The organism is Rhizobium sp. WYCCWR 11152 (genome assembly GCF_013087615.1).
In the GTDB taxonomy this organism is placed as follows: domain Bacteria; phylum Pseudomonadota; class Alphaproteobacteria; order Rhizobiales; family Rhizobiaceae; genus Rhizobium; species Rhizobium indicum.
Map to the genome: position 1 here is coordinate 67,241 of NZ_JABFCP010000002.1, position 22,946 is coordinate 90,186.

Sequence of the window (22,946 nt, forward strand, 5' to 3'; positions counted from 1 at the left end):
GATCGGCAGCCCTACTTTCGATATTCGATGGCCTGCAGGCGCTGCTGCGCGTTGGTCAAGAGATTGAAGACACGGTGGAAGCCGATGCTGGACCGATAAATCGGTGCGAAGTCGAAGTCGTTTCTCATACCAAATCCTCCGTAAAGCGAGATGGAATGGAGACGCGGAATCTGGCGTCTCCGGGTTGCTGTCGGCCCCATCGGGCGACCGACGCAAAATGATCTGGTCTCGAGCGTTTTTTGATTCAAGAAGCGCATCAAAAAAATTGAGCGTCGCGCTTCGAACCTCTTGAATGCTGTTTCGTTGAAACAATCTCTTTTCCACCTGGAGATTTTCGCTCCGTTAGCTGGAAGTTTTTAGGAGACGCAAGATGAAAACTAAAGGCTCTGACCACACCAATCCTCACAACGCCGTCGACGCGATATCCGCGTCGCACATTCTTCACCTGCACCGACACTTCGACCACCCAGAGGAGGTCGTCTCCGCGCGGCTTTCGAAAGACGAGAAACGAGCAATTCTCGCTTCGTGGGCTTCTGACCTTCACGCGGTCGAATCTTTGCCGGAACTGCGCCATCCGCCGGGCGTCCCTCATCCAGTTCGATACAGGGACATTGTCGACGCACTGAAGAAGCTAGACGAGGGCTCGCAGACGCAGCCCTCGCGCCGTCCGGTTTTACTTGGATAAGCGGAGGCCGAACATGAAAGTCCGGCAACCCCAACCTCGGAGTGTCACCACTACCCACGATCCCGTGCCACAGCGGCTCTTGGTGATTTCGCGCTATGTGGAGAACATCCGCCGCCTTGCACGGCTGGCGGACCGCATCAGCCGCAGCGAACTCGGCACGGCAATGATGGAGGTGGCAGGCTGTATGGAAAGGATGTCCAACGACATCGCTGTGAGCGCAACCGGCGCGGTCATCTTGCGGCGGGCCGCGAGGCTTGTTGGTACCGTCGAGGGTCTTCTGGAGAGGCAGGCGAAGCTTGCAGTGCTGCATTAGGTCTGTTCCAATCCAGATCGACTTTTCCGCGAACTGAGCGAATCCGCTCGAGGACGGCCTGCCGCTCCGCGGGCGGAAGTTCGAGGAAGGACGGGCCGATCGAAATCATGCTTCGTCATTGCTTGGCATGATGGTCGCGCCGGTCGCCTTCGCCCCGCTTCGCTTCGGTCACCGGCCGACATCCGTCGATTCCTTGAACTGCCCCTGCTTGTCGCGGCGCACGAAGCGCTTGTCCGTTCTCGTTTCGATCAGTTCGCGTTTGGTCATGACTTTTCTCCTCTGTCAAAGAATTGGAAACGCACAAGATTCCAAAATGTTGCGTCTGTTTTTACCTTGAGCTGCCGGCACGATACGACGACCCGCGCGGCATCAGCTCGCGGACGTGTGACGAAAGGAGTCCGAGGTCATACGGCTTAGGGAGAAATCGCGCGCCCGCTGGCAGGACGTCTGCGCCGACGTGGTATCTGCCCGAGGTTATAAGAATGCCGATCTCCGGATAGACGCCTGCCACGAGCTTCGCCAGGTCTACGCCCGTCAGGCCACCGGGCATGTCCACGTCGGTGAAGACGACATCGATCTCCCGGCTCGACAGGATGCCAACCGCTTCGAGGACGGAGCCCGCCTCATAGACCACGTAGCCGTCGTCTTCGAGGACGTCGACAGCGACGAAGCGAATGAGCGCTTCATCGTCCACTACCAGGACTGCTTTCTGCATGGAGCCGCCTCTCCTACCTCTGTAACGGACATGATTCAGCGACAACGAAAGTCAACGGCGGATAGATAAGAAAATGCTAATAAAGTAGTGGATACCCACGAAGATTTGATTGACGGCCACTCCGAACGGATCTTCGGACTTCAGTCGGAAGTGACAGGCACGGTCGTTTTCGATACTGTTGCGCTGCCCCAGAAGGAGAAATATGCCTACGATTCTCATCCTTGAAGACGAACCGTTCATCGCGCTCGATATCGAAACGGTTCTGGAGGGTTGTGGCCAGCGCTGCTTCGTAACGCTCTCGACGGGTTCGGACGCCGTTTCCTGGCTGAAGGAAAACTCGCCGTCCGCCGCAATCGTCGACCCTCGCCTCTCGGACGGCGTCTGCACTGCCGTGGCGCGGCATCTCGTCTATTGCGACATTCCGTTCATTGTCTATTCGGGCGAGACGGAATCCGTTTCCGAGCTGGAACCCGCGTTCGCAGAAGGTCATCTCCTGATGAAGCCGGCCTCGCCTGAACAGCTTGTGGAAGCCGTCGAGACGGCCTTGTACGGGTCCGACCGCCTGCGTAAGTCCGGGGCATGACGACACGTTATCTCTGGACGCTGGAACGCGAAGGCCGGTCGACCCTCAGCGGCCTCGACACGATCGGGGAAATCATTTCGATCATTGTGGCCGAGGACGTTCCCGGTGCCATGCCGGCCGACTGGTGGTCTCGTTCATGCGGATCGATGCCGACCAGGACGGATCGGCAGCTCACGAATCTCCGCTGGGTTGGACGCTGCGTCTGCAGCATTCTGGCGCGCCTGAACGAGAGTGTGGTTTTGGGGCTGATCCACATCCTCGAACAGATTGAGGACGCGCCGAAGCGAATCCATTTGTCGCGTTCGTGATGAGCTCGCGGAGCACGAGGGAGAACGCTAACCTCGCCTATTCAGGCATGGCCGCAGGCATTCCATGTAGCGGAGGAACTATATCTTATCGGTGGCGTTTATCCGGACACTCAAAATCCTGGGAGGATAACAACATGAAAACACTGGTCATCTCTGCGGTAGCGCTGTTTCTGTCACTCGGAGGAGCGGCGGTCGCGCAGACGACGACGGTCGTCGTTCCCGGCGAGGTCAAGACCTATGTACTAAAACAGGAAACGCCATCCGTCACCTTTGAAGGTGACGTCGCAGTCGGTACGGCGCTTCCTGACACGGTCGAGGTCCACACGATCCCCGATCAACCTGATTACGGTTATGTAGTCGTCAACAAAAAACGTGTGCTCGTCAATCCGAAGACCCGCACGGTGATTGAGGTCGTCCAATAAATTGAAAGTATCGCGGGCCTGCTTCCAAGGCCCGCGATTCCTCTCCTCCGTCCGCATCAGGTGCCGTTCGCTCGGGAGCGAGGGCTGAATAAAGCTTGGCATCCACCGCAGCCAGCCGCATCAGATGACGTCGTAATCGCGGGGTCTCCTTTGGGCATTCGAGACGCGAAGGAGCAATATGATCGTCGAATTTCAACCTCTTCATTCGCGGCTGATCTTCACGGTTTGCTGTGGTCGTCCCGAGACGAAGACAGTGTTGTATTCCGCGCAGACCCTTCTCGAGTACAAGCCGAACCACGAAACACGGGTCGCTTCGGAAAATCACCCCAATGGTCACGAGTGACAGATACGTTCTCCGAGCTTGTCGGAATTCCCAAAACGCATATTTCTGCGTGGCGTCGATTGCACTTGCGATCGCGTATCGGGGGACTTGCGGATTTGTGGCCAGGGAACGCCGGACGACTTCCAAAGCACTTTTACCCATTCGCAGATGATCGGAAGACATGCTGCCTGGATGCTTTCGATATCCCACCAGCCGTTCGGGAACGACCTCGATGAAGTAGCGTGCGGCTAGCTTGAGCTCGAAATCGAGGTCTTCGCAGCCTCCAATGCCGGCTGCTGCATATGAGCTATCAAACCCACCTATCGCAAGCGCGACGTCACGCCGGACGAGAAGCGCGCTTCCATTCCCTATATACTTAACATTCAGATGCCGGGCATAGATATATCCTCTTGCAACATCGGAACTGCCAGGGCGAAAGATCTCGTCGTCGTCATTGATGATGTAATGCAGCGTATAGACCGCAGCCCAGTGCGAGGGCAACCGCTCGAGAGCGTTCACCTGCTTTTCGATTTTCGTTGGGTGCCAGAGATCGTCCGCATCAAGGAATGCCACGAATCGACCTGATGATGCCTCGATCCCAAAATTCCTTGCGGCGGCGACACCGCGGTTGGGGGTGGACAGGAGGCGGATCCGTGAGTCTGACGTCGCGATCTGCTCGACGAGTTTTGCCGTGTCGTCGGTGGAACCGTCGTTGACAACGACAATCTCCAGGGCGGCGTAGGTCTGTCGCATAGCGGACCGAAGCGTGCGCTCAATGTAAGTGGAAGCATTGAAGGCCGGGATGACTACCGAGACCAGAGGCTGATCGGAATGAAATGTGTCTGGTCGATCCTCATCTTTATTTGAAAGCATTGCAGATCTCTCGCCACGTCATCCAGAAAGATACTTTCGTACAGGTGAAGGGACTGGTTTTTGATTTCTGCCGTTTTCGTACATTCAATTCGGGGCGGGCAAATCCCAGCCGCCGACATTGTTGGAACGCCGTCAACAAGCCTACACTCTAGCTTTGTTCCGCGGGCGCAAACGGACTTTGGTCTGACGTAGACCCTCTACTTTCGTAGAAGAGGGTAGATATGTCAGCCGCACGTTGGCGAACCCTGGAGTTCCAGGCCAGGCGTCAAGATCTGGTCCTCGACACTTCTTTCACGCGGGTCGCGCACAGGGGCCGGCGCCCGACCTCGGTGAGGCATCGGGATCTCGGACCTTAGTTGGGTATGCTTGAGACTGAAGTCCTACACGTGGAACGGCTTGTAGCGGGGAATGTTTTCGATTGGCGGCGCCAGAGAGTGCCGCGCCGATTTTGTAGCCGCCCTGGAGACGAAACATGCGTCTGCTCATCGTTGAAGACGAACCGGGAATCGCTCTAGTGATCGAGGACGTCGCGATCGACGCCGGATTCGAAATCATTGGCATCGCGGGGAACATGTCAGAGGCTCTGGAGGTCGGCTCCGAAGCAGACATCGCCATCATCGACGTCCGGCTTGGGGATGGACTCACCGGGCCGTCCATTGCCCGCGCCCTCTTTTCCCGGTTCGGACTTGGTGTGGTGTATTTCACAGTGAACCCCGGCCTTATCGAAAGCCCGGAGGGCCGAGCTGTCGTCACCAAACGGGCGAGCCCCGAAAGAATAGTGGACGCGTTGTCCATGGCAGCCAAGAACGCAAGAACGCATCGCCTCGCGAGCGGCCCCACCTTCTCCTGAACGCTTGAGGCTTCCTCCCCGAACCCAATGCTGCCGACACTATTCCTATGCCGGTCAGGAGATGCACCTGCCCACTCCGCAAGCGTATGAAGCGGCTGTGCTCGAATTTTTCAACGAAGGCTACCCTCGGGAACTCCGTAAGCGGTGCCGCGGCCGCACCTTGACCAAGATGCTTTAGGTAGTTTCGATGGTTGCCGCCATGACGGGACGGTGCTTCGCGCCATTTACGGACTAGCGAGCTATACGAGATTGGGACAGACTGCATTCTTAGGTCATGTTATCGACCAGGCAGGAGTCCAAATGCGAGTTTCTGTTCTACCTGAACCACCATACTACATGGTCAGCTTCACCTCGCAGCGAACAGATGTGGAGGACGGTTACGGCGAGATTGGCTACGCAATGAGCGAACTTGCAAGTCAACAACCAGGTTACCTTGGTTTTGAAAGCGTTCGCAGTGCAGATGGTTTCGGAATACTGCTATCATTCTGGAAGGATGAACAGAGCATCCGCGCATGGAAAGCCGTCGTTGATCATGTTGAAGCACAACGACGAGGTCGCCAAGATTGGTACTCAAGATACGAAATTCGTGTTGCCGTAGTGCAGCGAGCCTACGGTTTTGACCGAGAACCGGTGACTGCGGCTGACGCAGGTAGCAACGCCAGCTAACGTCCGCTTCGCGCCGACAGGAGCCTTTACGCACGTATCATCCTGAGAGGGGAATTCCACGGCAGGAGATCCACAATCCGGTTTTGCTTATGGCCGTTTACGATAGCGGTGAGCGTGCTGGTCAGGTAGGCTTGTGGATCGACGGCATTGAGCTTGCACGTCTCGATGAGCGAGGCGATGGTCGCCCAATTCTCTGCTCCCGCGTCGTGCCCGGCGAAGAGAGCGTTCTTCCGATTGAGCGCTATCGGCCGGATAGTTCTCTCGACACTATTGTTGTCGATCTCGATACGACCGACCGAAATACTGTTCAAGCTGGCGCCCGCAATCGAAGGGAAGCAGCAATCAGATGGCGCCAGGGCGCCTAGCGGAGGTAGCGTAGCTACGGCACCGGAAGGCACACGGGCTGATCGCCAAGGATTCGAGGTCGCCGACCGTTCGCATTTCTATCCGTGTCCTACAAACGTAAAGCATTCCACATTTATAGCGGCGTTGGGGAGTCATCAGGGAGGTTCTGACTGGAGTTGGGCAACATGCTTGAACCTCCCTGATGTCCTTGCAAGGATCACAAGCCTGACGTCCTTGCAAGGATCAGGAAAGTCTATGCCGAATCGTGCCGAGGGAAAGGCGGACTTAAGTCCGGCTGGTGATGTCAGGACAGCTGCTCATATCTCATGCGAGGTAACGTGAAGATCCGTGGAGGGGCGGACAGGAGGAGAATATGAAGTTCGGCCCCGATAACTACAATTACGAAGAGCGCGGCTCGCAAGGACATAGTTCGGCATCAACGATCGCCACAATCGAAGCAGCCCTTTCCGCCGATCCGGATATCGACAGCAGTGCCATCGAGATCAGGATGCTCGGCCCCGTCGTCCTGCTCGAAGGCTTTATAACCAAGGCTGTGGACCGCGACAAAGCCATCTCGCTTGCCGCGATGATCGTCGGCTAGGAGAACGTCCAGGACCGGATGCTGAGCCGCTTTCCCACGCAGTAGGCAGGCGAATCCTCCGGTAGGACCAAGGTCTGTCTAAGCCCCGGCATGAAGTCCTACGTCTGGAACACTTCCTCCATCTTTCGGTTGTCTCCCCCAGCGGAACCAACCGCATTCAAGGAGGAAAACAGATGAATATCAAAGTCGTAGGGATCGCCGCGGGTATCCTGCTGGCATCGACTTCTGCCTTTGCGCAGTCGTCCACGGTGACGGGCGCTGCAGGTGGTGCTGCAACGGGTGCGATTGTCGGCGGCCCGGTCGGTGCTGCTGTCGGCGGCATCGTCGGCGGCGTGGCAGGTAGCATCATCGATCCGCCGCCGCAGAAGGTGGTGACCTATGTTCAGCAGGCTCCGGCACCGACCACGCGCGTCGTGGTGAAGGAGAAGGTCGTCGTCGGACAGCCGTTGCCGGAGACCGTGGTCATCACGCCAATTCCCGATGACCCCACGTATGCATATGCGATCGTCAACGATCAGCGTGTGATCGTCGAACCTTCCTCCCGGAAGGTCATCCAGGTCATCCAGTGACCGTCGGGCGGCTCAGCCGCCCCTTCCAACCATCAGGGCACGCATGCGACGCAGAGAACGCGTGGCGGCATCGCGTGCCCGAAACCTCGGAGAGTAATCATGAAAAGCAACCACCTCACCATGCTCGTGGCGGCGTTGTCACTGAGTGTGTCGCCACTTGCAACATTGCCAGCAGCAGCCCAGCAGGACACCAAGAGCGGCGGCCAGGCTCAGTCCGGTTCTCAGACGGGCACGGACACCGGTTCGCAGTCCGGCTCCAAGACCACCAGCACCGACTGCACCCCCGACGCGTCGGGAGCATGCCCGCAAGGCAAGGGCCAGTCGTCGCAGGAGAAATCTGGCAAGGGCTCGGACATGAAAAAGAGCGCCGAGCAGCCTTCGAACGATAATTCTTCGACGAGCGGAACGGCCTCCGGCAAGTCTTCGACAGAAGACAAACCCGGATCGCAAGCCACCGGCGGCGCCACTACCGAACAGAAGCCCGCCGCCAAGTCCGGCAGCACCGATACAAGCGGCACGGCCACCTCAGGCACGAAGAGCAGCACGCAAAATGCCAAGCCTGCAGAGAGCACGCAGAGCGGGGATGCGTCCAAGCAGTCGACCGACCAGAACTCGTCGACGACGAATAAGAGCTCTTCAGAAACCAACGTCAACAACACCACCACCACGAACAATCAGACGTCCAGCACCAAGACCAACGTCAACATCTCTGTCGAGCAGCAGACCGAAATTCGCACGGTGGTGAAGGAGGTACATGTCGAGCCGGTGAAGGAAGTCGACTTCACGGTTTCCGTCGGGGTGAAGATCCCGAAAAAGGTACGGCTGGAACCGCTGCCACCACGCATCGTGAAGATCGTTCCGCAGTATGAAGGCTACCGCTTCTTCATACTTGCCGACGGCCGGATCGTCATCGTCGATCCTTCTGCATTCACCATCATCTACATCATCGCCGCATAGCAGCCAGCGCCCCGGCGGCGGAGGGCCACCGGGGCGCTATAGGAGGGAGACATGATCTATTCTCAAGAAAAGTCCGGTGGTCTGGCCTTCCCGCTGATCGCCATCCTGCTGGCAATCGCCGGCATTCTCGCCATGCTTGTTGCCACCGGCGGCCGACATAACAGCGCCGTCGGCCGCGTCTGGGTTCCACAGGCTCAACAGCAGGGGTCGGGACAATGAAGCCATCGCATCCCTTGCCTTTGGCATCTTAAGCTCGATCGGGGCCCACATTGCCGCCGCCCTGTCGTATCCTATGTCGTGGCGGATTCCGAACCTCACGCCTTCAGGGAGCTCGCAGCGCGCGATCTATGGACAACGACGCGACACCCTGTAGTCTCGTCGTCTCACCCGACAGGTCGTTAGTGAAACGCCGCCTGGGCGAGCAACGGAGACTTGGTGATTGGGATAATCGTCACGAACGGTTGAAACGCGTAGAGATCATTGTCCGGCCGTGCTCATTGAAAGGTCTCTTGCCCCGCTTTGGAGAACACGTCCGCGCCGTCTCAAAGCGACCGCGTCTCTTCAGACCTCGCAATATCGTGAACCATTTGTAACTTGAAACACAACAAGCAAACCGCATTATCCGACCGATGAATCCGAAGAGCTCCATCTTGGCAATGAGTATCGCAGCTTTAGCGGCATGCTCACATAGCGACCCGCTTGAGACGCCCCTCGCCCAGTCAGCAACCCAGCACCAGACGCCTTTGACCGATCAAGCGGTGATCGCAGATACTGTGGGCCGCAGTGCTGTCGGTGCAACTGCGCTTGCTTGGGCCAACCCATCGACGGGCAGCGCGGGTGTTATCGAACAGATCGATCCCAGTAACGATGGGCCTGACGGATGTCGCGGTTTTATAACCAGTCGGCAATCTCTCGACGGCATCACGCGCTTCAACGGCGTAGCCTGCCCGTCTGGGGATAGTTGGAAACTGAGCGGGCAATAGGAGTAGCGCTAAACGTCCGGTCTCGCGTCAAGGGCATCTACGCCATGCTCTCTTCAATGCTGGATCGCACAGGAACCCGAAACTCTCTCGTATTGAGAAGGACCGGTCCGATACCTCGGGCATGTTCTGGCGGTACATCGCTCGGAGAGCGGCGACTAATCCATCCGGTACCGTGTTGCCTGGAATGGGAGACAACGTCCCGGGAGGCATGCCGGAGGGTCGAGGAGCACTGCGAAAAACTGTTAGGATTACATGGCCGGCCAAAAGGCCGATAAGAAAATCTGTCGGGACGGGAACAATTGGCTGCGCCGATCGTAAGGGGTCGGGCCGTACAGAGATCGTTATGGCAGCCTACCATACACTTCAATATGCGGCCCGCCGAACCCAAACTAGCCCCGTCCTATCTAAGGCGGGGTTTTTTTTGGCATTGGCGTTTCGGCCCACCCCCGGATCGACATTAAAAATTCTTCCGCCCCAGGGAACAAATGGCGTGTCTTATCGTAAGAGCGTTAGGCCGTGCGGAGATTTGTTACAACTCCAGTCTAACACTTCGCTGTGCGGCCGGTCGTAAACCTCAACCTAGCTCCGCTCCGAAGCGGGGCTTTTTTGACATTGGCATGCCTCAATATGGGAAAACGGCGCTTTATGGACGACGCAACACCGACTCCAGGAAAGAACAACCTGAAATAGCCGAAGCGGCAGAACGACCGGTGTGATTGAGTATACTTCCCTTTCTCAGTTGCCACACAACTGATCCTCAGGATGGATGGTCGCTTGACGTCGATAATACTCTTACTGCGCAGTATCGTATCGGAACTATTGTCACACAAAAGTGTTACGTGGCCCGGAGCGGATCGCGCAGTGGAGGCTCCTGTCTCCAGCAGCAACCCCTTGCTATCTTCGCGATCCGCTCTCCTGTCCGTTAGGAGCTATTAGTTGGTCCGGAACCCGGGAACTTTTTGGGCAATCTCACGTTAGGCGGCGAGGATCGCACAGGCGCCCCACACTGGGGTGTCCGCTTCCCTTCCTTTCCTGTGCGGTCCGGTACTTTCCAGCGATCACTTGCCCCGCTTCGGCGGGGCTCCTTTTTGATCCGAGCCGGCCGTTGATTGTCAGCCAGTGCCGAAGTGCCGCCGATCGTCAGGCCGGCGAAGGCAATGAGCCCTGAGATGCCATAACCGACAGTCTTGAGCCGCTTCCACTCCTCAAGGGTTGGCTGGACCGCTTCATGGTTACTCTCCACGGTTTCCTTTAGCCCCTTGATCTCTTCCCGGATCTGACCGGGAGGCCGGAGCAATCGAAGGGTCCATTAGAGTTTTCCTTGTTGAGGCGGACGCGCAGTCAGCTCCAGGTATCTTGCAACCGACGACGACTTTTCTAGTTCACTGCGGGGATAGCCAACTTGGGAGGATGAGATGAGGCTGGTGCCATTCCACTACGCAGGCCACAACGATCCAATCGCTTCATCAATCCGGAGCATGTGGTCGCCGTTAGGGCGTTTACCAGCAGCACCCGCATCTATGTCTGCGTGTTGGGGAAAGATGCCTCGCCGAGTTATTATCCAGTCAGAGAAACGATCGATGATGTCGTTAAGCAGCTAACCGGCTAGTTTGCCGAACGGCGGGAACTTCACTACTTCATTGATGTTGGGGTGGCATGAGCAACACAGAGAAAAAAGCCACGAAAGGCATGATCAAATTCGTGCTGACAATCTTCGTTGTCGCGATGATCTTAGCGTTGGCGTATTTGGCCTTCTTCACGCCCGGACAAGCGTAAGCTGAACTGCCCCAAGTACACCGTGCGCTGAGCGGCCACCAACCGCAGCAGATCGCCCTGGCACCGCAGCCGGATGGCTTTGACTCCATAAGGAGTAGGCGAGATGAGCCAGAACTTCAGCGCTAGGGAGACCTTCGCCATATACGGTGAGAGTGAAACCACGATCACAATCATTCGCGATGGCTTCTCCACCGAGGAGAAGACCTTCCCGATGATGTCAGATGCTGTCGACTACCTGAAGGCATTGGACCCTATCCCACGTGAGATAAGTCTCCATATTCGTGCTCACGGTCGCGACATACCATTCGACCGTGATAACATAGCGAAGCTGATGCGGGAGCTTTGATTATGACCAAGTATTCCTCGAAACACCCTCTAACCGATAAGGAAGAGGCTGAAATCCAGAAGATGATTGCCTCGGACCCGGACAGCCCTGAACTCACCGACGAAGAGTTGGCAAAGGCTCGGCCGTTTCGGGAGGTCTTCCCGTCTCCTCGTTGACTATCACCGTCCGGGAAACTGACGCCGATTCAAGAAGTTCCAACGAAGCCTTCACGGCGCGAGACATTCCTCGCAGATGCCGCAACCGTCCTCGTCGAGGAAGGATCGCGGCCGGCCGCAACAGAGACATGTCGACATTTCGTCGCGGTCATCTCCGCGCTCGGGCGGCAGTATTTCACCGTCATGGGCGGCGATTAGTTCTACGGGAAGGTTTTCCATCTCGAGGCTCCAAATTCGAGGGCACATCTGAGATAGTGAGGCTGCTGCGACGGACAAGATGGCGGGCCAACCCTCCTCCAGGCCGCTGGCTGCGCGAACTAATATGGATTTCGAATGGCAACGAGATATCTCTGGACGCTCGAGCGAGCCGATCACGACCTACGGAGCGGGCTGGCGACTGTATCCGAGCTGACGGCAATCCTTGCCGTGGAAAACCTTCCGGGCTTCGATGCGAGCGTCCAGCCGAGCGGGGATACGTGCGCCGCAGCTCAAGAGAATGGAGGCGGCCTAGACGATCTCGTCAGTCGTAAATTTCATACACGGCGGCATTGTCCTGGCATTCGCGCAGCCCCTTAAAAGAAGCGTGCCGGAGCTTGCCGTCGTCGGTCCAGGCTCTGTATTCGATCTCCGCGATTAGCGTCGGCTGCGCCCAGACGGCATTCTTGCGCCGCCCTCCATAGGAAACGCGCGGCTTCCTGCTGACCAGCTTGTCGAGCGTCTCGCGGAGCTCAATGGCGACCTTTTCCTTAAAGCCGGTGCCGACCGAGCCGACATACTGAAGGTCGTCGCCCTTCCGAGCGGCCAGGAGAAGGCTTCCATTGCTGTTAGCCACCAAACACGGCGCATTCGAGACTGGTCCCGTTCGAAAGCGTACAGGAATCGAAGTTTCGGTTCTCTTGTCTCGCACGGCAATCGACGCTGGCCGCCAACCGAAGAAGACACGCGCTTCATCCGGCAGACCTGCAGAAGGCGGGACGCAAATGTTTCAGACGCTCGACCGTCCTTCCGGAGGAGATGGTCGCCTCTGGTCCGGCAAAGGGATCGCGGTGGTACGGCGAACATGTTTGTTCATGCGCTTGGTCGCAATGATGAACTCCTGCTCGGCGCTATTGCGCTGAGCTCGGCGACGTCACCGGCTCGATGGCGTGCTGAAAAACCTTCAATGGGTTCGGTTCTCGCGCATAGCTGCGGCTTCTCGTCGTCAGGGCGATGGGGTTACAGCTCTTTGCGCGAAACTGAGCGGAGAGCGGTCGGATTGGAAGGCTGCCTACGCTTGGGCTCATCCGGCGTCGCGTCGACCGCTACTTTTTCTTCGAAGCGAGTTCGCCCGGCTGGAAGCCGCCAGGTTCGCCGCCCAGCGAAGGTACGGCGTCCGACTTCTTCTTTCCGCGCCCTTCCGGGATAGTGGTTGCACTGTGATGAGCTGGGGAGGACGTCTGGGGGAGTTCGCCGCCGCCGGACAGTTCCTGTTCGGCCTGCTGCCAGTGACGCTCGTGTTGTCCTTCGGGCCTTCCCTCGGCCTCCCAAATTTCCTGTGCGCGTTTTCTTATCTGTTCGATATCCATGATCATGCTTCTCCATTTCACATGCTCGAACCTAGTCGAGGGCACTGAGTTCCTGGGAGCAACGCTCCGGTGCCGGCTGGTATCCTTCCGGTAATCGAATGACCACAGTAGCTTCAATGACGCCTTGTACCCCGCTTCCTCGAGGCTACTCTTGCGGCCGCGAGGTTGCCTGTTCTCGCCTTCTTCGGTATGGCATTTCGGAATTCCCAAACGGCCGTTGCGGCGGCTGCCGACGAGCAGGATTTCCAGCCGGCCATTCTTACTGCGCCGATGGGACACTGCACGTGCCTGCCGTCATGCATTCCGCAGACGGGGAAACATCTTTGTACGGTGTAGGACTAACGGGAAACCCTATCGGGTATTTGAGGTTCGCCTACCGGGGAATGATCCCCGAGTAAGGAGAAATGCAATGGCAAACCAAGGTGGAAACAAGTCCGGCGGCGATACATCCAAGCGCGGCTTCGCATCGATGGATGACGAAAAGCAGAAGGAGATTGCCAGCAAAGGCGGCCAGGCATCTGGAGGCAACTTCAAGAACGATCCAGAGCGCGCTTCCGAAGCCGGCAAAAAGGGCGGCGAAAACTCGAGTGGCGGCAATCGGTAATAGCCTCCGTTCGTAATGGGGCCGGGCTCCGCCCGGCCCTTTTAAGACAGCATCGGTGGTGATTTCAGGCCGCCTGTCACAGGCGCAAGGCTCCCCACCGCCGGAACTGGAAGCCGCCAATCGATTTCAAAGGATCGCGGAAGGTAACGCAAGCGCCGTTGGAGATTTCGCTTGATCCACGCATCGCGAGTTGGTGTTGCGGAGAATGGAACTATTGCCCTTTGGCAATGTCGTCCAGCATTCGAGCAATCCCGGTTGGGGCGAATAGGATAGAGAATGGAATGATGACGACCGCATTTGGAGACGAAGTAAAAGACTGCTTGGTCATCGGGGGTGGTCCGGCTGGCCTGACGGCGGCGATTTACCTGGCCCGCTACCATCTTTCCGTGACGGTCTTCCACGATAACTCTAGTCGGGCTTCTAGCATCCCTATGTCGCACAACCACGCCGGATTCCCGGACGGCATCAGCGGCACCGACCTGCTGGCGAGAATGAACGCCCATGCTCAGCTCTACGGGGCAGCCATTCGACGCCGCAAGATCACGACGCTTCATAAAGTCGACAACCAGTTCCTGGCAGAATTCGAGAACGGCAGCATCCGCTCTCGGACCGTACTTTTGGCTACCGGTGTCGTCAACCGACGCCCTGCGATGCCCCAGGCAACCCATGATGAAGCTGTGGATCGTGGCCTTCTGCGCTACTGTCCCGTCTGTGATGGTTTTGAGGTAACGGATAAGCCCATTGGTGTTCTCGGAACTGGAACGAAGGGGTTCAAGGAGGCAGTTTTCCTTCGAAGTTACACGAGGGATCTCACGCTGATATCGCCCGAGGGCGTCCATGATCTGTCAGAAATCGAGACGTCGTCCCTGACCCACCTCGGAATAAGAGTGGAGGTCGGCCCCGTAACCTCGACGGATCTGGACAATGATATGATCCGCGTCGCCACGCCAACGGAAACCTATTCATTCGCTTCCATATATCCGGCTCTCGGATCCGATATATGTTCCCACCTGGCATCACGTCTTGGAGCGAGGCTCTCAGACGAAGGATGTGTTCGCGTCGATGGTCACCAGAGGACCACGGTTCCGGGACTTTACGCCGCAGGAGACGTCGTCGCCGGTCTTGACCAGATCAGCCATGCCATGGGCCAGGCAGGAGTTGCTGCTACGACCATCCGCAACGACCTTGGCGAGCGCTCAACTTTAGTGCGTTGTTGACCACCGAAGCTCCGCCGGGCTGGCAGATTTCTGCTCTAAGTTTCTGCCTGGAACCTGCGTGGTCTTTGTCGGTTAGGTGCCCGCAACAGGGATAACGAGAATGTCGAATAAAGGTCACATATGGAAACCATCCCGTCCTAATCCGGCGATCGTGAAGCGCGAATCCAGAGAGCGGTCCCTTGATCTCAAAAATGTCGATATGAGTCGAGAGGGCGTCCAGGGTGATGTCGTGGTCTCCAAAGGCCGCGCTAGCACTTTCGTGACAAAGCTTCATTGCGACGAAGACAACGATAACTGATGCGCCCAGTGGCGTCGGGCTGCTAAAGGTCGTACGCCGCAACGACTGCGGCTTCGACGGCCAATCGATTGCGATTGCACCCGCACTTTGCCCGCTTGCCTGCGTGCAAATCATCTATGCCCGTCCGTCCCAACTGGATCAAAGGAGCGAGGCTAAATTCGACCATCGAGCTCTTTGCAGGAAAACGAGTACTGATCGTCGAAGACGAATACTTACAGGCAGATGAGACACGGCGGAAGCTTGAGAAAGTCGGCGCTAAAGTTATCGGTCTGGTAGCTGGGGTGGCGGCCGCTCTGGATCTTGTTGAGAATGAAGAGATCGACGCAGCAATTCTAAATGTTCACCTGGAGGGCGAGTTCGTATTTCCGGTCGCGGAGGAGCTCGAGCGCCGCAAAAGTGCCGGCCGAGCGCTGCGTTTGGATCGACAGCCTGATCGCCTCCGTGTCCTCGACGATATCCGAAATCGCCAACATGCAGGACGCCGAGTTCAATCGTGTCTTGAACGAGTTCGAAAAGCTGATTGCGACGCTCGATGGCATTTCGCGTGCCGAGAAGCCGTCGAAGATAGTTCATTGAGAGGGTGGTCGGCAGCCATTGCACCGTCTTTGTCGGAAGTTGACGGCGATGCGATGCAGTGGCGGCCTATTTGGCAGCCTTCCGAAGCTCTTCTATCCACCCCCCTTCGCAGACCAGTTCTGGGGGTCATATGGACGGGGGCGCCGTCCAAGACAGTGCTCCCGCACCTCCTTCGAATTAGGCGGCTTCCTGCTTTTCGCCCTCGATCTGCAGAGGGGCCTGTGTTCCGGCGCCCCTGCCGATCGCGATCTTGCGGGGCTTCATCGCTTCCGGGATCTCCCGCTTAAGCTCGATGCTGAGAAGGCCATTCGTCAAAGAGGCGTTCTCCACCTTGACGTGGTCGGCGAGCTCGAAGCGGCGCTCGAAGGCGCGGCCGGCGATACCGCGGTGTAAATACTCACCATCCTTTTCGTCGGCCTTCTGACCCTTCACCACGAGCACGTTGCGCTCTTGCGTGATCTCGAGATCGGCGTCGGCGAAGCCGGCGAGCGCCATCTGAATGCGATAGCCGTTGTCGCCCGTCTTGACGATGTCGTAGGGCGGCCATGTGTCGATGGCCTGCACGCGCTGCTGCGCGTTGGTCAAAAGACTGAAGACACGGTCGAAGCCGATGCTGGACCGATAAAGCGGTGCGAAGTCGAAGTCGTTTCTCATACCAAATCCTCCGTAAAGCGAGATGGAATGGAGACGCGGTCTGACGTCTCCGGGTTGCTGTCGGCCCCATCGGGCGACCGAGGGAAAATGATCTGGTCTCGAGCGTTTTTTGATTCAAGATGCGCATCAAAAAATTTTGAGCGTCGCGCTTCGAACCTCTTGAATGCTGTTTTCGTTGAAACAATCTCTTTTTCACCTGGAGATTTTCGCTCCGTTAGCTGGAAGTTTTTAGGAGACGCAAGATGAAAACCAAAGGCTCTGACCACACCAATCCCCACAACGCTGTCGACGCGATATCCGCGCCGCACGTTCTTCACCAGCACCGGCACTTCGACCACCCGGAGGAGGTCGTCTCAGCGCGGCTTTCGAATGACGAGAAACGAGCAATTCTCGCTTCGTGGGCTTCTGACCTTCACGCGGTCGAATCTTTGCCGGAACTGCGCCATCCGCCTGGCGTCCCCCATCCAGTTCGATACAGGGACATCCTCGACGCACTGAAGAAGCTCGACGAGTGGCGAGATGAGGACTCACAGACGCGACCCGCGCGCCGCCGGATTTCTAAGCGAAGGCCGGACATGAATACCAGGCAAACCCAACCTCGGGGTCCCACCGCTACCCGTGATCCCGTACCACAGCGGCTGTTGGCGATTTCCCGCTATGTGGAGAACTTCCGCCGCCTCGCACGGCTGGCGGACCGCATTGGCCGCAGCGAACTCGGCACGGCAATGATGGAGGTGGCAGGCTGTATGGAAAGGCTGTCCAACGACATCGCGGTGAGCGCAACCGGCGCGGTCATTTTGCGGCGGGCCGCGAGGCTAGTTGGTACCGTCGAAGGTCTTCTTGAGAGGCAGGCGAAGCTTTCAGTGCTGCATTAGGTTGGGCCCATTGAGCGAGGTGAACAGTTGAATTGGCATTTGTAAAAATCCGCCAGCCCGAGGGGGTTCCAGCGGACGTCATGTTTTGAGGGCGATCATTGCAATCGCCGCCACCGCCATGACCACGGTTGCGCCCCAGCCGAAGAATGAAACGGTCTTGGAGGCTGTGAATTGTTTCATTCGTTCCTGACGGCTGACCACCATCATCATTGCCACCATGATCGGAACGGCGACGAAACCGTTGATAACAGCACTCCAAAACAGCATTTTTATGGGATCGATAGGCATAAACTCTAGGCCAAGTCCCAGCAGGGTGGCAGCCGCGATCACTCCATAGAACCCGTAGGCCTCCCAAGGCTTGTGCTCCAGACCACATTTCCAATCCTGGCTCTCGCCAAAGGCATAGGCTGCGGATCCTGCAAGCACCGGAATGGACAGCATGCCGGTGCCGATGATGCCGAGGCTGAACAGCACGAATGCAAACTCGCCCGCAAGAGGCTTGAGGGCCTCGGCGACATCGGCAGCCGACGCAATCTCGGTCTTGCCATGAGCATGGAGCGTAGCTGCGGTGCTCATGATGATGGCGATCGCGACGATGTTGGAAATCGCCATTCCGGCAAAGGTGTCGAGACGGATTCGCTTGAGTTCCTTCGGAGCCTGCCTCGGGTCGTTCTTGAGCGGCTCTGCGCTTTCCTTGCGATCAATCTCCTCGACCTCTTGGCTCGATTGCCAGAAAAAAAGGTAGGGGCTAATCGTTGTTCCGAGGATCGCCACGATAACGGTAAAACTGTCACCTGACAGGGGAAAGGACGGCCATATGAAGCCCTTCAAAGCCGCAACCCAGTCGATTTCGACAACAAACAAAACGGCGACATAGCTCAGCAACACAAGCGTCAGCCATTTGAGATATCGGGCGTAGCTTTCGTAGCGAATGAACATCTGCAGCGTGAGGGACAGGACAGCGAAAAGCATGGTTACCGGAAGACTCGGTATTCCAGTGGCAAGTTCCGCGGAAGCTCCCATTGCAGCAAGGTTGGCACCGATGTTGATCGTGTTCGCCACGAAGAGAAGCAGCACCAGTCCGACGACAAGTGGCTTGGGCCATATCGCCCCGATGTTGGCGGCGAGGCCGCATCCCGTGACACGGCCGATGCGGGCGCTGATGAGCTGGATCGCCGACATCAATGGATAGGTCAGCAGCATCGTCCAGAGCATATTGAAGCCGAACTGGGCTCCGGCTTGCGAGTAAGTCGCTATACCGCTTGGATCGTCGTCGGCGGCTCCGGTTATCAGTCCGGGACCGAGTTGTTTGAGGACCGAACCTTGCTTTCCAGCCGCGCGAGAAGTCGGGTGCGCTTCGCGTGGCAATGGGTCACCAAATGAAGTTTCCATGCGCTCCTCCCGTCACGCATAACTATCTCGAAATTAAGGGCTTTCAAGATGCCGGAACGTTATCGGCGGATGGCCAGAAGCGGCCCGGTCGTGTTTTTCGTCATGGTCTTCTTCTCAGAGTGTATCGATAACGCCGCCATCGACCCGCACGGACGCCCCAGTTCAGCTTCTGCATGCCGGGCAAATAGGCGCGGGACAGTCGGACCGCGGACATGACGTTGACCTGCCAGTGTCGGTCCCAGACCTCGTCCTCCGCGTCGAAGAAGACGAGCGGGGGCAACCCATTCAAGGCCGAGGCCGTGCGAGAAGCCAAGAACTCGGGCTGATGATGATCGTTCATCAAGAAGGCCGGCCGCAACTGCTGTATTTTCGGCGCAGTCACTTCAACGGGATTGCTGGCGACAAAGCTCATGAAGATAAAATCCAAAGTCCCAGTATTAGGTAGCAAATGCCACCAGCGGCCGCTTCCGACCCGGAGCCGTCATAAGGTCTTTTGTGGTGGTCTAACCACGGCATCGATGAACGGTGCGTTTTGGGCTAGGTATTTCTCGATGCCGCTCTCGTTGGTCGACTCCAACTCTAGCTGCAGGCTTTGATATCCGCGCAGCAAATTCGTCATCCTTCGCGGCCATCCGGGCCGGCGTTTTTCCGAGCGCCTCGGCGATCTCCCCGCTGGCCTTGCCGGCAGCGATTAGGCTCGGAATATCAGCTCGCGCGGCGTCAGGGGATTCAATGTCATGATTGCCCGGCAGCTTCTAGAATGAGAGTGGTGATCTCATTCGGATGTGAAATGAGCGACAGATGGCTGGATTTGAGTTCAATGGCTTTAGCGCCCATGCGTCTGGCCATGAAACGCTGCAGGTCTGGATTTATCGTTCCATCTTGCGTCGAAACGGCGTAGTAGCTTGGCTTGGAACGCCAAGCAGCGTTTGAGGTTTTGCCGGTGAGCAACGCCTTTTGGAATGGTTGTTGAACGGCATAGAGAACCCTCGCCCTGGCCTCGGGAAGGTCGCCCCCGAAATCGCGCAGAAACGCTTCCTCCGTCAGTCGTCCTTCGTCGCCGTCGAAGACAATGCCCGCGGTTGCGGGTGGTGTCGGGTAGGTTTTTGCCAAAGCTGCATAGTCCTCACCTGCATCCGGTGCTCGGGCAGCGACATAAACCAGTGAAGAGACGTTCGGATGTACGCCTGCTTCGGTGAGGATCATCCCCGAAAAGGAGTGGCCGACAAAGACGGTCGGACCGTCCTGCCGGTCGAGGATGCGCGAGGCGGCCGCAACGGCATCGGGCAGCGTAGTGAGCGGGTTCTGGACCGCCGTGCAGTTTAGGCCCTTCGCTTGCAGCAGGGCGATAACCTCGGTCCAGCATGATCCGTCGGCGAAAAGTCCATGCACGAGAACGACATTGCGCGCCTTTGGAGGCGTGTTGGAGGCGGCCAGGCCGGCATGTGTCGCAACAAGTGACGTGGCAGCACCGACGAGCAAAGTTTTCGAAAATGTGCGTCTGTTCATCATCATGATCGAATCTCCATCGTTTGCGAAGTGGTAGGATTATTTGAACTCGGTCCGGACCAGCATCTCAGATTGACATGCCGCCGGAGACCTCGATGCGTTGGGCATTGACCCAGCGGTTGTCCTCCGAGAGCAGCGAGGCTATCATCGGACCGATATCGTCGGGCAGGCCGGCGCGGCCCAGCGCGGTCATTTCGGCAACACGCTGGTTCAGATCCGGATTGTCGCGGACCATACCGCCGCTAAAGTCGGTCTGGATGGCGCCGGGCGCGACGACATTGACGGCGATGCGACGCTGTCCCAGCTCCTTTGCCATGTACCGGGTCAGCACCTCGACCGCTCCCTTCATCGCACCGTAAGCAGCGCTGCCAGGAACGATAATGCGAGTGAGGCCGCTCGACAGGTTGACGATCCGGCCGCCGTCATTGATCAGCGGCAAGAGCTTCTGCGTCAAGAAGAAAACACCCTTGAAGTGCACATTGTAAAGCATGTCCAGTTCATCTTCCGTCGTCGCCTCGATGCTGTTGTGGTGCGAGGTTCCGGCATTGTTGACGAGGTAGTCGAAGCGCTCGGCGGCGCCCAGATCGGCAAGCGCCTGCTTTACGGCGTTGACGAAAGGATCGAAACCGTGGGAGTCGCCGGTGTCGAGCTTGAGGGCAACGGCTTTGGCGCCGGCTTCAGCAACCAGGGCCACGACCTTTTCGGCTTCCGCCCTGCTGGAATTGTAGGTGAGGATCGAGTCGACACCACGTCTGGCGAGGTTGAGCACGGTGTTGCGGCCCAGCCCGCGGCTGCCGCCGGTGACGATTGCGATTTTGCGTTCGGAATTCTGTGTCATCGCCGTTCTCCTTCGTTGATGACGGTGAACATAAGAGGGCGAAGCACGGGCGAACATGCCGGAACCGGCTTCTTTCTTGCCTGATCCTGCCTCTAGCGTTAATTTGGAATTCCAGATTTGCGGGGGGTCCGATTGAGCACTCTTTCGATATTGCATGATGCCGTCGTCGCCGCATTTGCGGCTCATGGAAACGGGAGCCCCTATTTCACCGCAATCGACGGACTGGCCTTGCTCCGATCCTTCTCCGAGCGGCATCCGAACCACCTCATCCACCGGCCAGCGCTCTGCATCGTGGTGCAGGGCGCGAAATGGACGACGTTCGGCGATCGGCGGCTCCACTATCGCACCAGCCAGGCCATGGTCGTCAGCGTCGAGATGCCGGGTGCAAGCCAGGTGGTGCACGGCGCGCCCGATGCGCCGTATCTAAGCGCCGTCATCGAACTCGACCAGGCGATCCTACGCGAAGTCTATGAAAGCATGGAGGCACCGCCCACTCCGGCCTCCGACGTGTATGCCGCCGCCTTCGTTATGGAGCTCAACGAGGCGATCCTCGGCTGCGCCGCGCGCGCCGTCAGCCTACTTGGCGAGCCGCAGGCAATCCCGCTGCTCTATCCCGGCGTCAAGCGCGAACTCTGCTACCGCCTGCTGGCCGGGCCACATGGTGGTGTCTTCGCCCGCATGGTCGTCGGCGCGGAGCGAAACCGGCGTCTGATCGAAGCGATCCACGCATTGCGGGGCAATTTCGACAAGCAGGTGCGCGTCGATGATCTTGCCGCGCTCGCCGGCCTGAGCCCGACAGCCTTCCATCGTCAGTTCAAGGCAATGACCGCGATGACACCGGTGCAGTTTCAAAAGCAGATCCGCCTGATGGAGGCGCGCCGGCTGATGCTGTCGCGCGAAATGTCGACGGAAACGGTCGCCTTTGAGGTGGGCTATGCCAGCCCCTCACAGTTCAGCCGGGAATATGCCCGGCTGTTCGGGGCTCCGCCACGCCGAGACATCGGAAAGCTTCTGTCGGCCTGACTGTTTCAGCATGCACGCTGAAACTTAACTTGACCGCTGTTGGCGGCGCAAAGCGGTCACCGCGCACGATCACCGGCTGGTGGCATCTGCTACATAATTCCGCAATTTCCTCCAAGACTCTCCGCGAATGGTGGAGCATGGAGGGTATCATCCCAGGCTGCGATGTACTCGGCCGCTCGTCGGAAAGCAGCGCGGTCGAAATCCACCCTTCCCGCCTCGTCAGCCCGTCGCGCACCTCCGAGCAGTCACCATCAGTCTCGGTCACGACCAACTCTCTGCTGCTGTCATATGGTCAAGTATGCCATACGTTTTTCCGGGTCCATTGCGCAACGCAACCTTCCGGCGAACGAAAAATCTGCGTCGCTGTCTTCCTGGAATGTCCGCTGGATAGGCGATGGGAACTTCGGTGTCTCGCGGCCGTTTAGTCGCAGATGCGGCGTATCGGGCGGACATCCTGCGCCTCGGGCGGCAGAAGAGATCGTCATGGCAAGGGATGCCGACATAACCATATTAAGAAAGCGTGGAATGCTGGCGACCGTGCGCGGCGTTGTTGCGCATAGCGTGGGCGGGGCCGAAGTCGAGACTGCGCCGTGCGATATGTTACTGGGTAATGCAATTCTGCATGTCGCGAGACTGGACGTTTCGGTTTGCACGACCGCCGCCGCGAGTGTCGTTGCCGAGGGCATTTTGTTGAATTGCGAGGACTGCCGTCGGCTCGCCTTGAAATATGGCGACAAGCTTGAAGTGCGTGAGTAGGAAGCAAAAGCCCTGAGCACTGGCCGATCAGCTTGCTGGGCACAAGGAACCTCAATCGGACATCAACACGACAACCGACCTCGGAGCCACGAGAGAATTCAGTTCGATGATTGTGTTCGGGAGTTTCATGGGAGAGACGTAGGGCATTGAACCGCCTCGGCTGATGGTCT

The 22,946-nt window shown here is 57.9% G+C and carries 26 protein-coding genes and 8 pseudogenes; 21 read left to right on the top strand and 13 right to left on the bottom strand.

What is annotated here, in order from left to right; genetic code table 11:
- Positions 1-26 precede the first annotated feature (26 nt).
- Positions 27-128, bottom strand: a pseudogene (locus G9X67_RS00505) (molecular chaperone Hsp20); the annotation flags it as partial.
- A 242-nt stretch (positions 129-370) separates the two neighbouring features.
- Here G9X67_RS00505 and G9X67_RS00510 point away from each other — a divergent pair.
- A complete protein-coding gene (locus G9X67_RS00510) occupies positions 371-685 on the top strand; it encodes a hypothetical protein (protein WP_171597744.1) in 315 nt (104 codons plus the stop codon).
- 13 nt (positions 686-698) lie between these two features.
- Positions 699-998, top strand: a complete 300-nt coding sequence (locus G9X67_RS00515) for a hypothetical protein (protein ID WP_171597745.1) — start codon at positions 699-701, stop codon at positions 996-998.
- A gap of 328 nt (positions 999-1,326) precedes the next feature.
- Here G9X67_RS00515 and G9X67_RS00520 read toward each other — a convergent pair whose 3' ends face one another.
- On the bottom strand, positions 1,327-1,713 hold the full coding sequence (locus G9X67_RS00520; protein WP_171597746.1) for a response regulator: 387 nt from the start codon (positions 1,711-1,713) through the stop codon (positions 1,327-1,329).
- Between the two features lie 202 nt (positions 1,714-1,915).
- On the opposite strand from G9X67_RS00520, the gene G9X67_RS00525 reads away from it, so the two are divergent.
- The 3 genes from G9X67_RS00525 to G9X67_RS00535 all read left to right on the top strand — a co-directional run bounded on the left by G9X67_RS00525 (position 1,916) and on the right by G9X67_RS00535 (position 3,026).
- A complete protein-coding gene (locus tag G9X67_RS00525) occupies positions 1,916-2,296 on the top strand; it encodes a response regulator (protein WP_138391030.1) in 381 nt (126 codons plus the stop codon).
- Positions 2,293-2,604: a hypothetical protein gene (locus tag G9X67_RS00530; protein WP_246705332.1), complete on the top strand. Its 312-nt coding sequence runs from the start codon at positions 2,293-2,295 to the stop codon at positions 2,602-2,604. The genes G9X67_RS00525 and G9X67_RS00530 overlap by 4 nt, the downstream gene beginning before the upstream one ends.
- Positions 2,605-2,738: 134 nt before the next feature.
- Positions 2,739-3,026 carry a DUF1236 domain-containing protein gene (locus tag G9X67_RS00535; RefSeq protein WP_138391032.1) on the top strand — a complete coding sequence of 96 codons (288 nt, stop codon included), beginning with the start codon at positions 2,739-2,741 and terminating at the stop codon, positions 3,024-3,026.
- On the opposite strand, the gene G9X67_RS00540 is transcribed toward G9X67_RS00535, so the two are convergent.
- Positions 2,986-4,221, bottom strand: coding sequence for a glycosyltransferase family A protein (locus G9X67_RS00540; RefSeq protein ID WP_246705333.1), 1,236 nt, complete (start codon positions 4,219-4,221; stop codon positions 2,986-2,988). The genes G9X67_RS00535 and G9X67_RS00540 overlap by 41 nt on opposite strands.
- A gap of 472 nt (positions 4,222-4,693) precedes the next feature.
- Here G9X67_RS00540 and G9X67_RS00545 point away from each other — a divergent pair, with 472 nt between their 5' ends.
- Positions 4,694-5,071, top strand: coding sequence for a response regulator (locus G9X67_RS00545; protein ID WP_171597747.1), 378 nt, complete (start codon positions 4,694-4,696; stop codon positions 5,069-5,071).
- Between the two features lie 300 nt (positions 5,072-5,371).
- Positions 5,372-5,737, top strand: a complete 366-nt coding sequence (locus G9X67_RS00550; protein WP_171597748.1) for an antibiotic biosynthesis monooxygenase — start codon at positions 5,372-5,374, stop codon at positions 5,735-5,737.
- A gap of 26 nt (positions 5,738-5,763) precedes the next feature.
- Here G9X67_RS00550 and G9X67_RS00555 read toward each other — a convergent pair.
- Positions 5,764-6,030: pseudogene (locus tag G9X67_RS00555) on the bottom strand (transposase domain-containing protein); the annotation flags it as partial.
- Between the two features lie 425 nt (positions 6,031-6,455).
- On the opposite strand from G9X67_RS00555, the gene G9X67_RS00560 reads away from it, so the two are divergent.
- The 6 genes and pseudogenes from G9X67_RS00560 (at position 6,456) to G9X67_RS00580 (ending at position 9,192) form a co-directional block, all read left to right on the top strand.
- Positions 6,456-6,683: a BON domain-containing protein gene (locus G9X67_RS00560; protein ID WP_171597749.1), complete on the top strand. Its 228-nt coding sequence runs from the start codon at positions 6,456-6,458 to the stop codon at positions 6,681-6,683.
- A gap of 173 nt (positions 6,684-6,856) precedes the next feature.
- Positions 6,857-7,252 (top strand): DUF1236 domain-containing protein, encoded by a 396-nt coding sequence (locus G9X67_RS00565; protein ID WP_138331626.1) that lies wholly within the window; start codon positions 6,857-6,859, stop codon positions 7,250-7,252.
- A 99-nt stretch (positions 7,253-7,351) separates the two neighbouring features.
- On the top strand, positions 7,352-8,209 hold the full coding sequence (locus tag G9X67_RS00570) for a DUF1236 domain-containing protein (protein ID WP_171597750.1): 858 nt from the start codon (positions 7,352-7,354) through the stop codon (positions 8,207-8,209).
- Positions 8,210-8,260: 51 nt separating this feature from the next.
- Positions 8,261-8,428 (top strand): hypothetical protein, encoded by a 168-nt coding sequence (locus tag G9X67_RS00575; RefSeq protein WP_171597751.1) that lies wholly within the window; start codon positions 8,261-8,263, stop codon positions 8,426-8,428.
- A 4-nt stretch (positions 8,429-8,432) separates the two neighbouring features.
- Positions 8,433-8,569: pseudogene (locus tag G9X67_RS34810) on the top strand (BA14K family protein); the annotation flags it as partial.
- A gap of 296 nt (positions 8,570-8,865) precedes the next feature.
- Positions 8,866-9,192, top strand: coding sequence for an RT0821/Lpp0805 family surface protein (locus G9X67_RS00580; protein ID WP_246705345.1), 327 nt, complete (start codon positions 8,866-8,868; stop codon positions 9,190-9,192).
- 1,129 nt (positions 9,193-10,321) lie between these two features.
- On the opposite strand, the pseudogene G9X67_RS00585 reads toward G9X67_RS00580, so the two are convergent.
- Positions 10,322-10,471, bottom strand: a pseudogene (locus G9X67_RS00585) (DUF1515 domain-containing protein); the annotation flags it as partial.
- A 600-nt stretch (positions 10,472-11,071) separates the two neighbouring features.
- Here G9X67_RS00585 and G9X67_RS00590 point away from each other — a divergent pair.
- Positions 11,072-11,314, top strand: coding sequence for a hypothetical protein (locus G9X67_RS00590; RefSeq protein WP_138331622.1), 243 nt, complete (start codon positions 11,072-11,074; stop codon positions 11,312-11,314).
- Between the two features lie 2 nt (positions 11,315-11,316).
- Positions 11,317-11,469 (top strand): hypothetical protein, encoded by a 153-nt coding sequence (locus G9X67_RS00595; RefSeq protein WP_171597700.1) that lies wholly within the window; start codon positions 11,317-11,319, stop codon positions 11,467-11,469.
- Positions 11,470-11,520: 51 nt separating this feature from the next.
- Here the strand turns inward: G9X67_RS00595 and G9X67_RS00600 are convergent, their stop codons facing one another.
- The 3 genes and pseudogenes from G9X67_RS00600 to G9X67_RS00610 all read right to left on the bottom strand — a co-directional run bounded on the left by G9X67_RS00600 (position 11,521) and on the right by G9X67_RS00610 (position 13,034).
- The gene (locus tag G9X67_RS00600; protein ID WP_171597753.1) at positions 11,521-11,688 is read right to left on the bottom strand and encodes a hypothetical protein; all 168 of its coding nucleotides are present in this window, start codon (positions 11,686-11,688) and stop codon (positions 11,521-11,523) included.
- Between the two features lie 301 nt (positions 11,689-11,989).
- Positions 11,990-12,286: pseudogene (locus tag G9X67_RS00605) on the bottom strand (ATP-dependent DNA ligase); the annotation flags it as partial.
- 484 nt (positions 12,287-12,770) lie between these two features.
- Positions 12,771-13,034, bottom strand: coding sequence for a DUF2934 domain-containing protein (locus G9X67_RS00610; RefSeq protein ID WP_246705334.1), 264 nt, complete (start codon positions 13,032-13,034; stop codon positions 12,771-12,773).
- 409 nt (positions 13,035-13,443) lie between these two features.
- On the opposite strand from G9X67_RS00610, the gene G9X67_RS00615 reads away from it, so the two are divergent.
- From G9X67_RS00615 to G9X67_RS00625, 3 genes and pseudogenes are all read left to right on the top strand, one after another.
- Entirely contained in the window at positions 13,444-13,638 is a 195-nt protein-coding gene (locus G9X67_RS00615; RefSeq protein WP_171597755.1) for a general stress protein, read from the top strand.
- 284 nt (positions 13,639-13,922) lie between these two features.
- Complete coding sequence (locus tag G9X67_RS00620) at positions 13,923-14,855, top strand: NAD(P)/FAD-dependent oxidoreductase (RefSeq protein ID WP_171597959.1); 933 nt, start codon at positions 13,923-13,925, stop codon at positions 14,853-14,855.
- A gap of 694 nt (positions 14,856-15,549) precedes the next feature.
- Positions 15,550-15,729 (top strand): annotated as a pseudogene (locus G9X67_RS00625) (hypothetical protein); the annotation flags it as partial.
- A 177-nt stretch (positions 15,730-15,906) separates the two neighbouring features.
- Here the strand turns inward: G9X67_RS00625 and G9X67_RS00630 are convergent.
- Positions 15,907-16,383 carry an Hsp20 family protein gene (locus G9X67_RS00630; RefSeq protein WP_171597756.1) on the bottom strand — a complete coding sequence of 159 codons (477 nt, stop codon included), beginning with the start codon at positions 16,381-16,383 and terminating at the stop codon, positions 15,907-15,909.
- A gap of 242 nt (positions 16,384-16,625) precedes the next feature.
- Between G9X67_RS00630 and G9X67_RS35365 the strand changes: the two are divergent.
- Positions 16,626-16,931, top strand: a pseudogene (locus tag G9X67_RS35365) (hypothetical protein); the annotation flags it as partial.
- A gap of 405 nt (positions 16,932-17,336) precedes the next feature.
- On the opposite strand, the gene G9X67_RS00645 reads toward G9X67_RS35365, so the two are convergent.
- The 4 genes and pseudogenes from G9X67_RS00645 to G9X67_RS00660 all read right to left on the bottom strand — a co-directional run bounded on the left by G9X67_RS00645 (position 17,337) and on the right by G9X67_RS00660 (position 20,997).
- Positions 17,337-18,650 carry an Nramp family divalent metal transporter gene (locus G9X67_RS00645; protein WP_171597757.1) on the bottom strand — a complete coding sequence of 438 codons (1,314 nt, stop codon included), beginning with the start codon at positions 18,648-18,650 and terminating at the stop codon, positions 17,337-17,339.
- Between the two features lie 154 nt (positions 18,651-18,804).
- Positions 18,805-18,915, bottom strand: a pseudogene (locus G9X67_RS00650) (oxidoreductase); the annotation flags it as partial.
- Positions 18,916-19,385: 470 nt separating this feature from the next.
- Positions 19,386-20,165, bottom strand: coding sequence for an alpha/beta hydrolase (locus G9X67_RS00655; RefSeq protein ID WP_171597758.1), 780 nt, complete (start codon positions 20,163-20,165; stop codon positions 19,386-19,388).
- A gap of 61 nt (positions 20,166-20,226) precedes the next feature.
- Positions 20,227-20,997, bottom strand: coding sequence for an SDR family oxidoreductase (locus G9X67_RS00660; RefSeq protein WP_171597759.1), 771 nt, complete (start codon positions 20,995-20,997; stop codon positions 20,227-20,229).
- A gap of 132 nt (positions 20,998-21,129) precedes the next feature.
- On the opposite strand from G9X67_RS00660, the gene G9X67_RS00665 reads away from it, so the two are divergent.
- Together G9X67_RS00665 and G9X67_RS00670 are read left to right on the top strand one after the other, a co-directional pair.
- Positions 21,130-22,020: an AraC family transcriptional regulator gene (locus tag G9X67_RS00665; protein ID WP_171597760.1), complete on the top strand. Its 891-nt coding sequence runs from the start codon at positions 21,130-21,132 to the stop codon at positions 22,018-22,020.
- Positions 22,021-22,503: 483 nt separating this feature from the next.
- Positions 22,504-22,776, top strand: coding sequence for a hypothetical protein (locus tag G9X67_RS00670; RefSeq protein WP_072638816.1), 273 nt, complete (start codon positions 22,504-22,506; stop codon positions 22,774-22,776).
- Positions 22,777-22,946 lie beyond the last annotated feature (170 nt).

Excerpts from the sequence above, each read along its gene's own strand:
- G9X67_RS00540 (WP_246705333.1), bottom strand. The coding sequence starts at position 4,221 with ATGCTTTCAAATAAAGATGAGGATCGACCAGACACATTTCATTCCGAT.
- G9X67_RS00610 (WP_246705334.1), bottom strand. The coding sequence starts at position 13,034 with ATGGATATCGAACAGATAAGAAAACGCGCACAGGAAATTTGGGAGGCC.
- G9X67_RS00600 (WP_171597753.1), bottom strand. The coding sequence starts at position 11,688 with ATGGAAAACCTTCCCGTAGAACTAATCGCCGCCCATGACGGTGAAATA.
- G9X67_RS00660 (WP_171597759.1), bottom strand. The coding sequence starts at position 20,997 with ATGACACAGAATTCCGAACGCAAAATCGCAATCGTCACCGGCGGCAGC.
- G9X67_RS00595 (WP_171597700.1), top strand. The coding sequence starts at position 11,317 with ATGACCAAGTATTCCTCGAAACACCCTCTAACCGATAAGGAAGAGGCT.
- G9X67_RS00545 (WP_171597747.1), top strand. The coding sequence starts at position 4,694 with ATGCGTCTGCTCATCGTTGAAGACGAACCGGGAATCGCTCTAGTGATC.
- G9X67_RS00525 (WP_138391030.1), top strand. The coding sequence starts at position 1,916 with ATGCCTACGATTCTCATCCTTGAAGACGAACCGTTCATCGCGCTCGAT.
- G9X67_RS00590 (WP_138331622.1), top strand. The coding sequence starts at position 11,072 with ATGAGCCAGAACTTCAGCGCTAGGGAGACCTTCGCCATATACGGTGAG.
- G9X67_RS00515 (WP_171597745.1), top strand. The coding sequence starts at position 699 with ATGAAAGTCCGGCAACCCCAACCTCGGAGTGTCACCACTACCCACGAT.
- G9X67_RS00670 (WP_072638816.1), top strand. The coding sequence starts at position 22,504 with ATGGCAAGGGATGCCGACATAACCATATTAAGAAAGCGTGGAATGCTG.
- G9X67_RS00535 (WP_138391032.1), top strand. The coding sequence starts at position 2,739 with ATGAAAACACTGGTCATCTCTGCGGTAGCGCTGTTTCTGTCACTCGGA.
- G9X67_RS00655 (WP_171597758.1), bottom strand. The coding sequence starts at position 20,165 with ATGATGATGAACAGACGCACATTTTCGAAAACTTTGCTCGTCGGTGCT.
- G9X67_RS00550 (WP_171597748.1), top strand. The coding sequence starts at position 5,372 with ATGCGAGTTTCTGTTCTACCTGAACCACCATACTACATGGTCAGCTTC.
- G9X67_RS00560 (WP_171597749.1), top strand. The coding sequence starts at position 6,456 with ATGAAGTTCGGCCCCGATAACTACAATTACGAAGAGCGCGGCTCGCAA.
- G9X67_RS00510 (WP_171597744.1), top strand. The coding sequence starts at position 371 with ATGAAAACTAAAGGCTCTGACCACACCAATCCTCACAACGCCGTCGAC.
- G9X67_RS00630 (WP_171597756.1), bottom strand. The coding sequence starts at position 16,383 with ATGAGAAACGACTTCGACTTCGCACCGCTTTATCGGTCCAGCATCGGC.
- G9X67_RS00620 (WP_171597959.1), top strand. The coding sequence starts at position 13,923 with ATGACGACCGCATTTGGAGACGAAGTAAAAGACTGCTTGGTCATCGGG.
- G9X67_RS00615 (WP_171597755.1), top strand. The coding sequence starts at position 13,444 with ATGGCAAACCAAGGTGGAAACAAGTCCGGCGGCGATACATCCAAGCGC.
- G9X67_RS00580 (WP_246705345.1), top strand. The coding sequence starts at position 8,866 with ATGAGTATCGCAGCTTTAGCGGCATGCTCACATAGCGACCCGCTTGAG.
- G9X67_RS00520 (WP_171597746.1), bottom strand. The coding sequence starts at position 1,713 with ATGCAGAAAGCAGTCCTGGTAGTGGACGATGAAGCGCTCATTCGCTTC.
- G9X67_RS00575 (WP_171597751.1), top strand. The coding sequence starts at position 8,261 with ATGATCTATTCTCAAGAAAAGTCCGGTGGTCTGGCCTTCCCGCTGATC.
- G9X67_RS00530 (WP_246705332.1), top strand. The coding sequence starts at position 2,293 with ATGACGACACGTTATCTCTGGACGCTGGAACGCGAAGGCCGGTCGACC.
- G9X67_RS00570 (WP_171597750.1), top strand. The coding sequence starts at position 7,352 with ATGAAAAGCAACCACCTCACCATGCTCGTGGCGGCGTTGTCACTGAGT.
- G9X67_RS00565 (WP_138331626.1), top strand. The coding sequence starts at position 6,857 with ATGAATATCAAAGTCGTAGGGATCGCCGCGGGTATCCTGCTGGCATCG.
- G9X67_RS00645 (WP_171597757.1), bottom strand. The coding sequence starts at position 18,650 with ATGGAAACTTCATTTGGTGACCCATTGCCACGCGAAGCGCACCCGACT.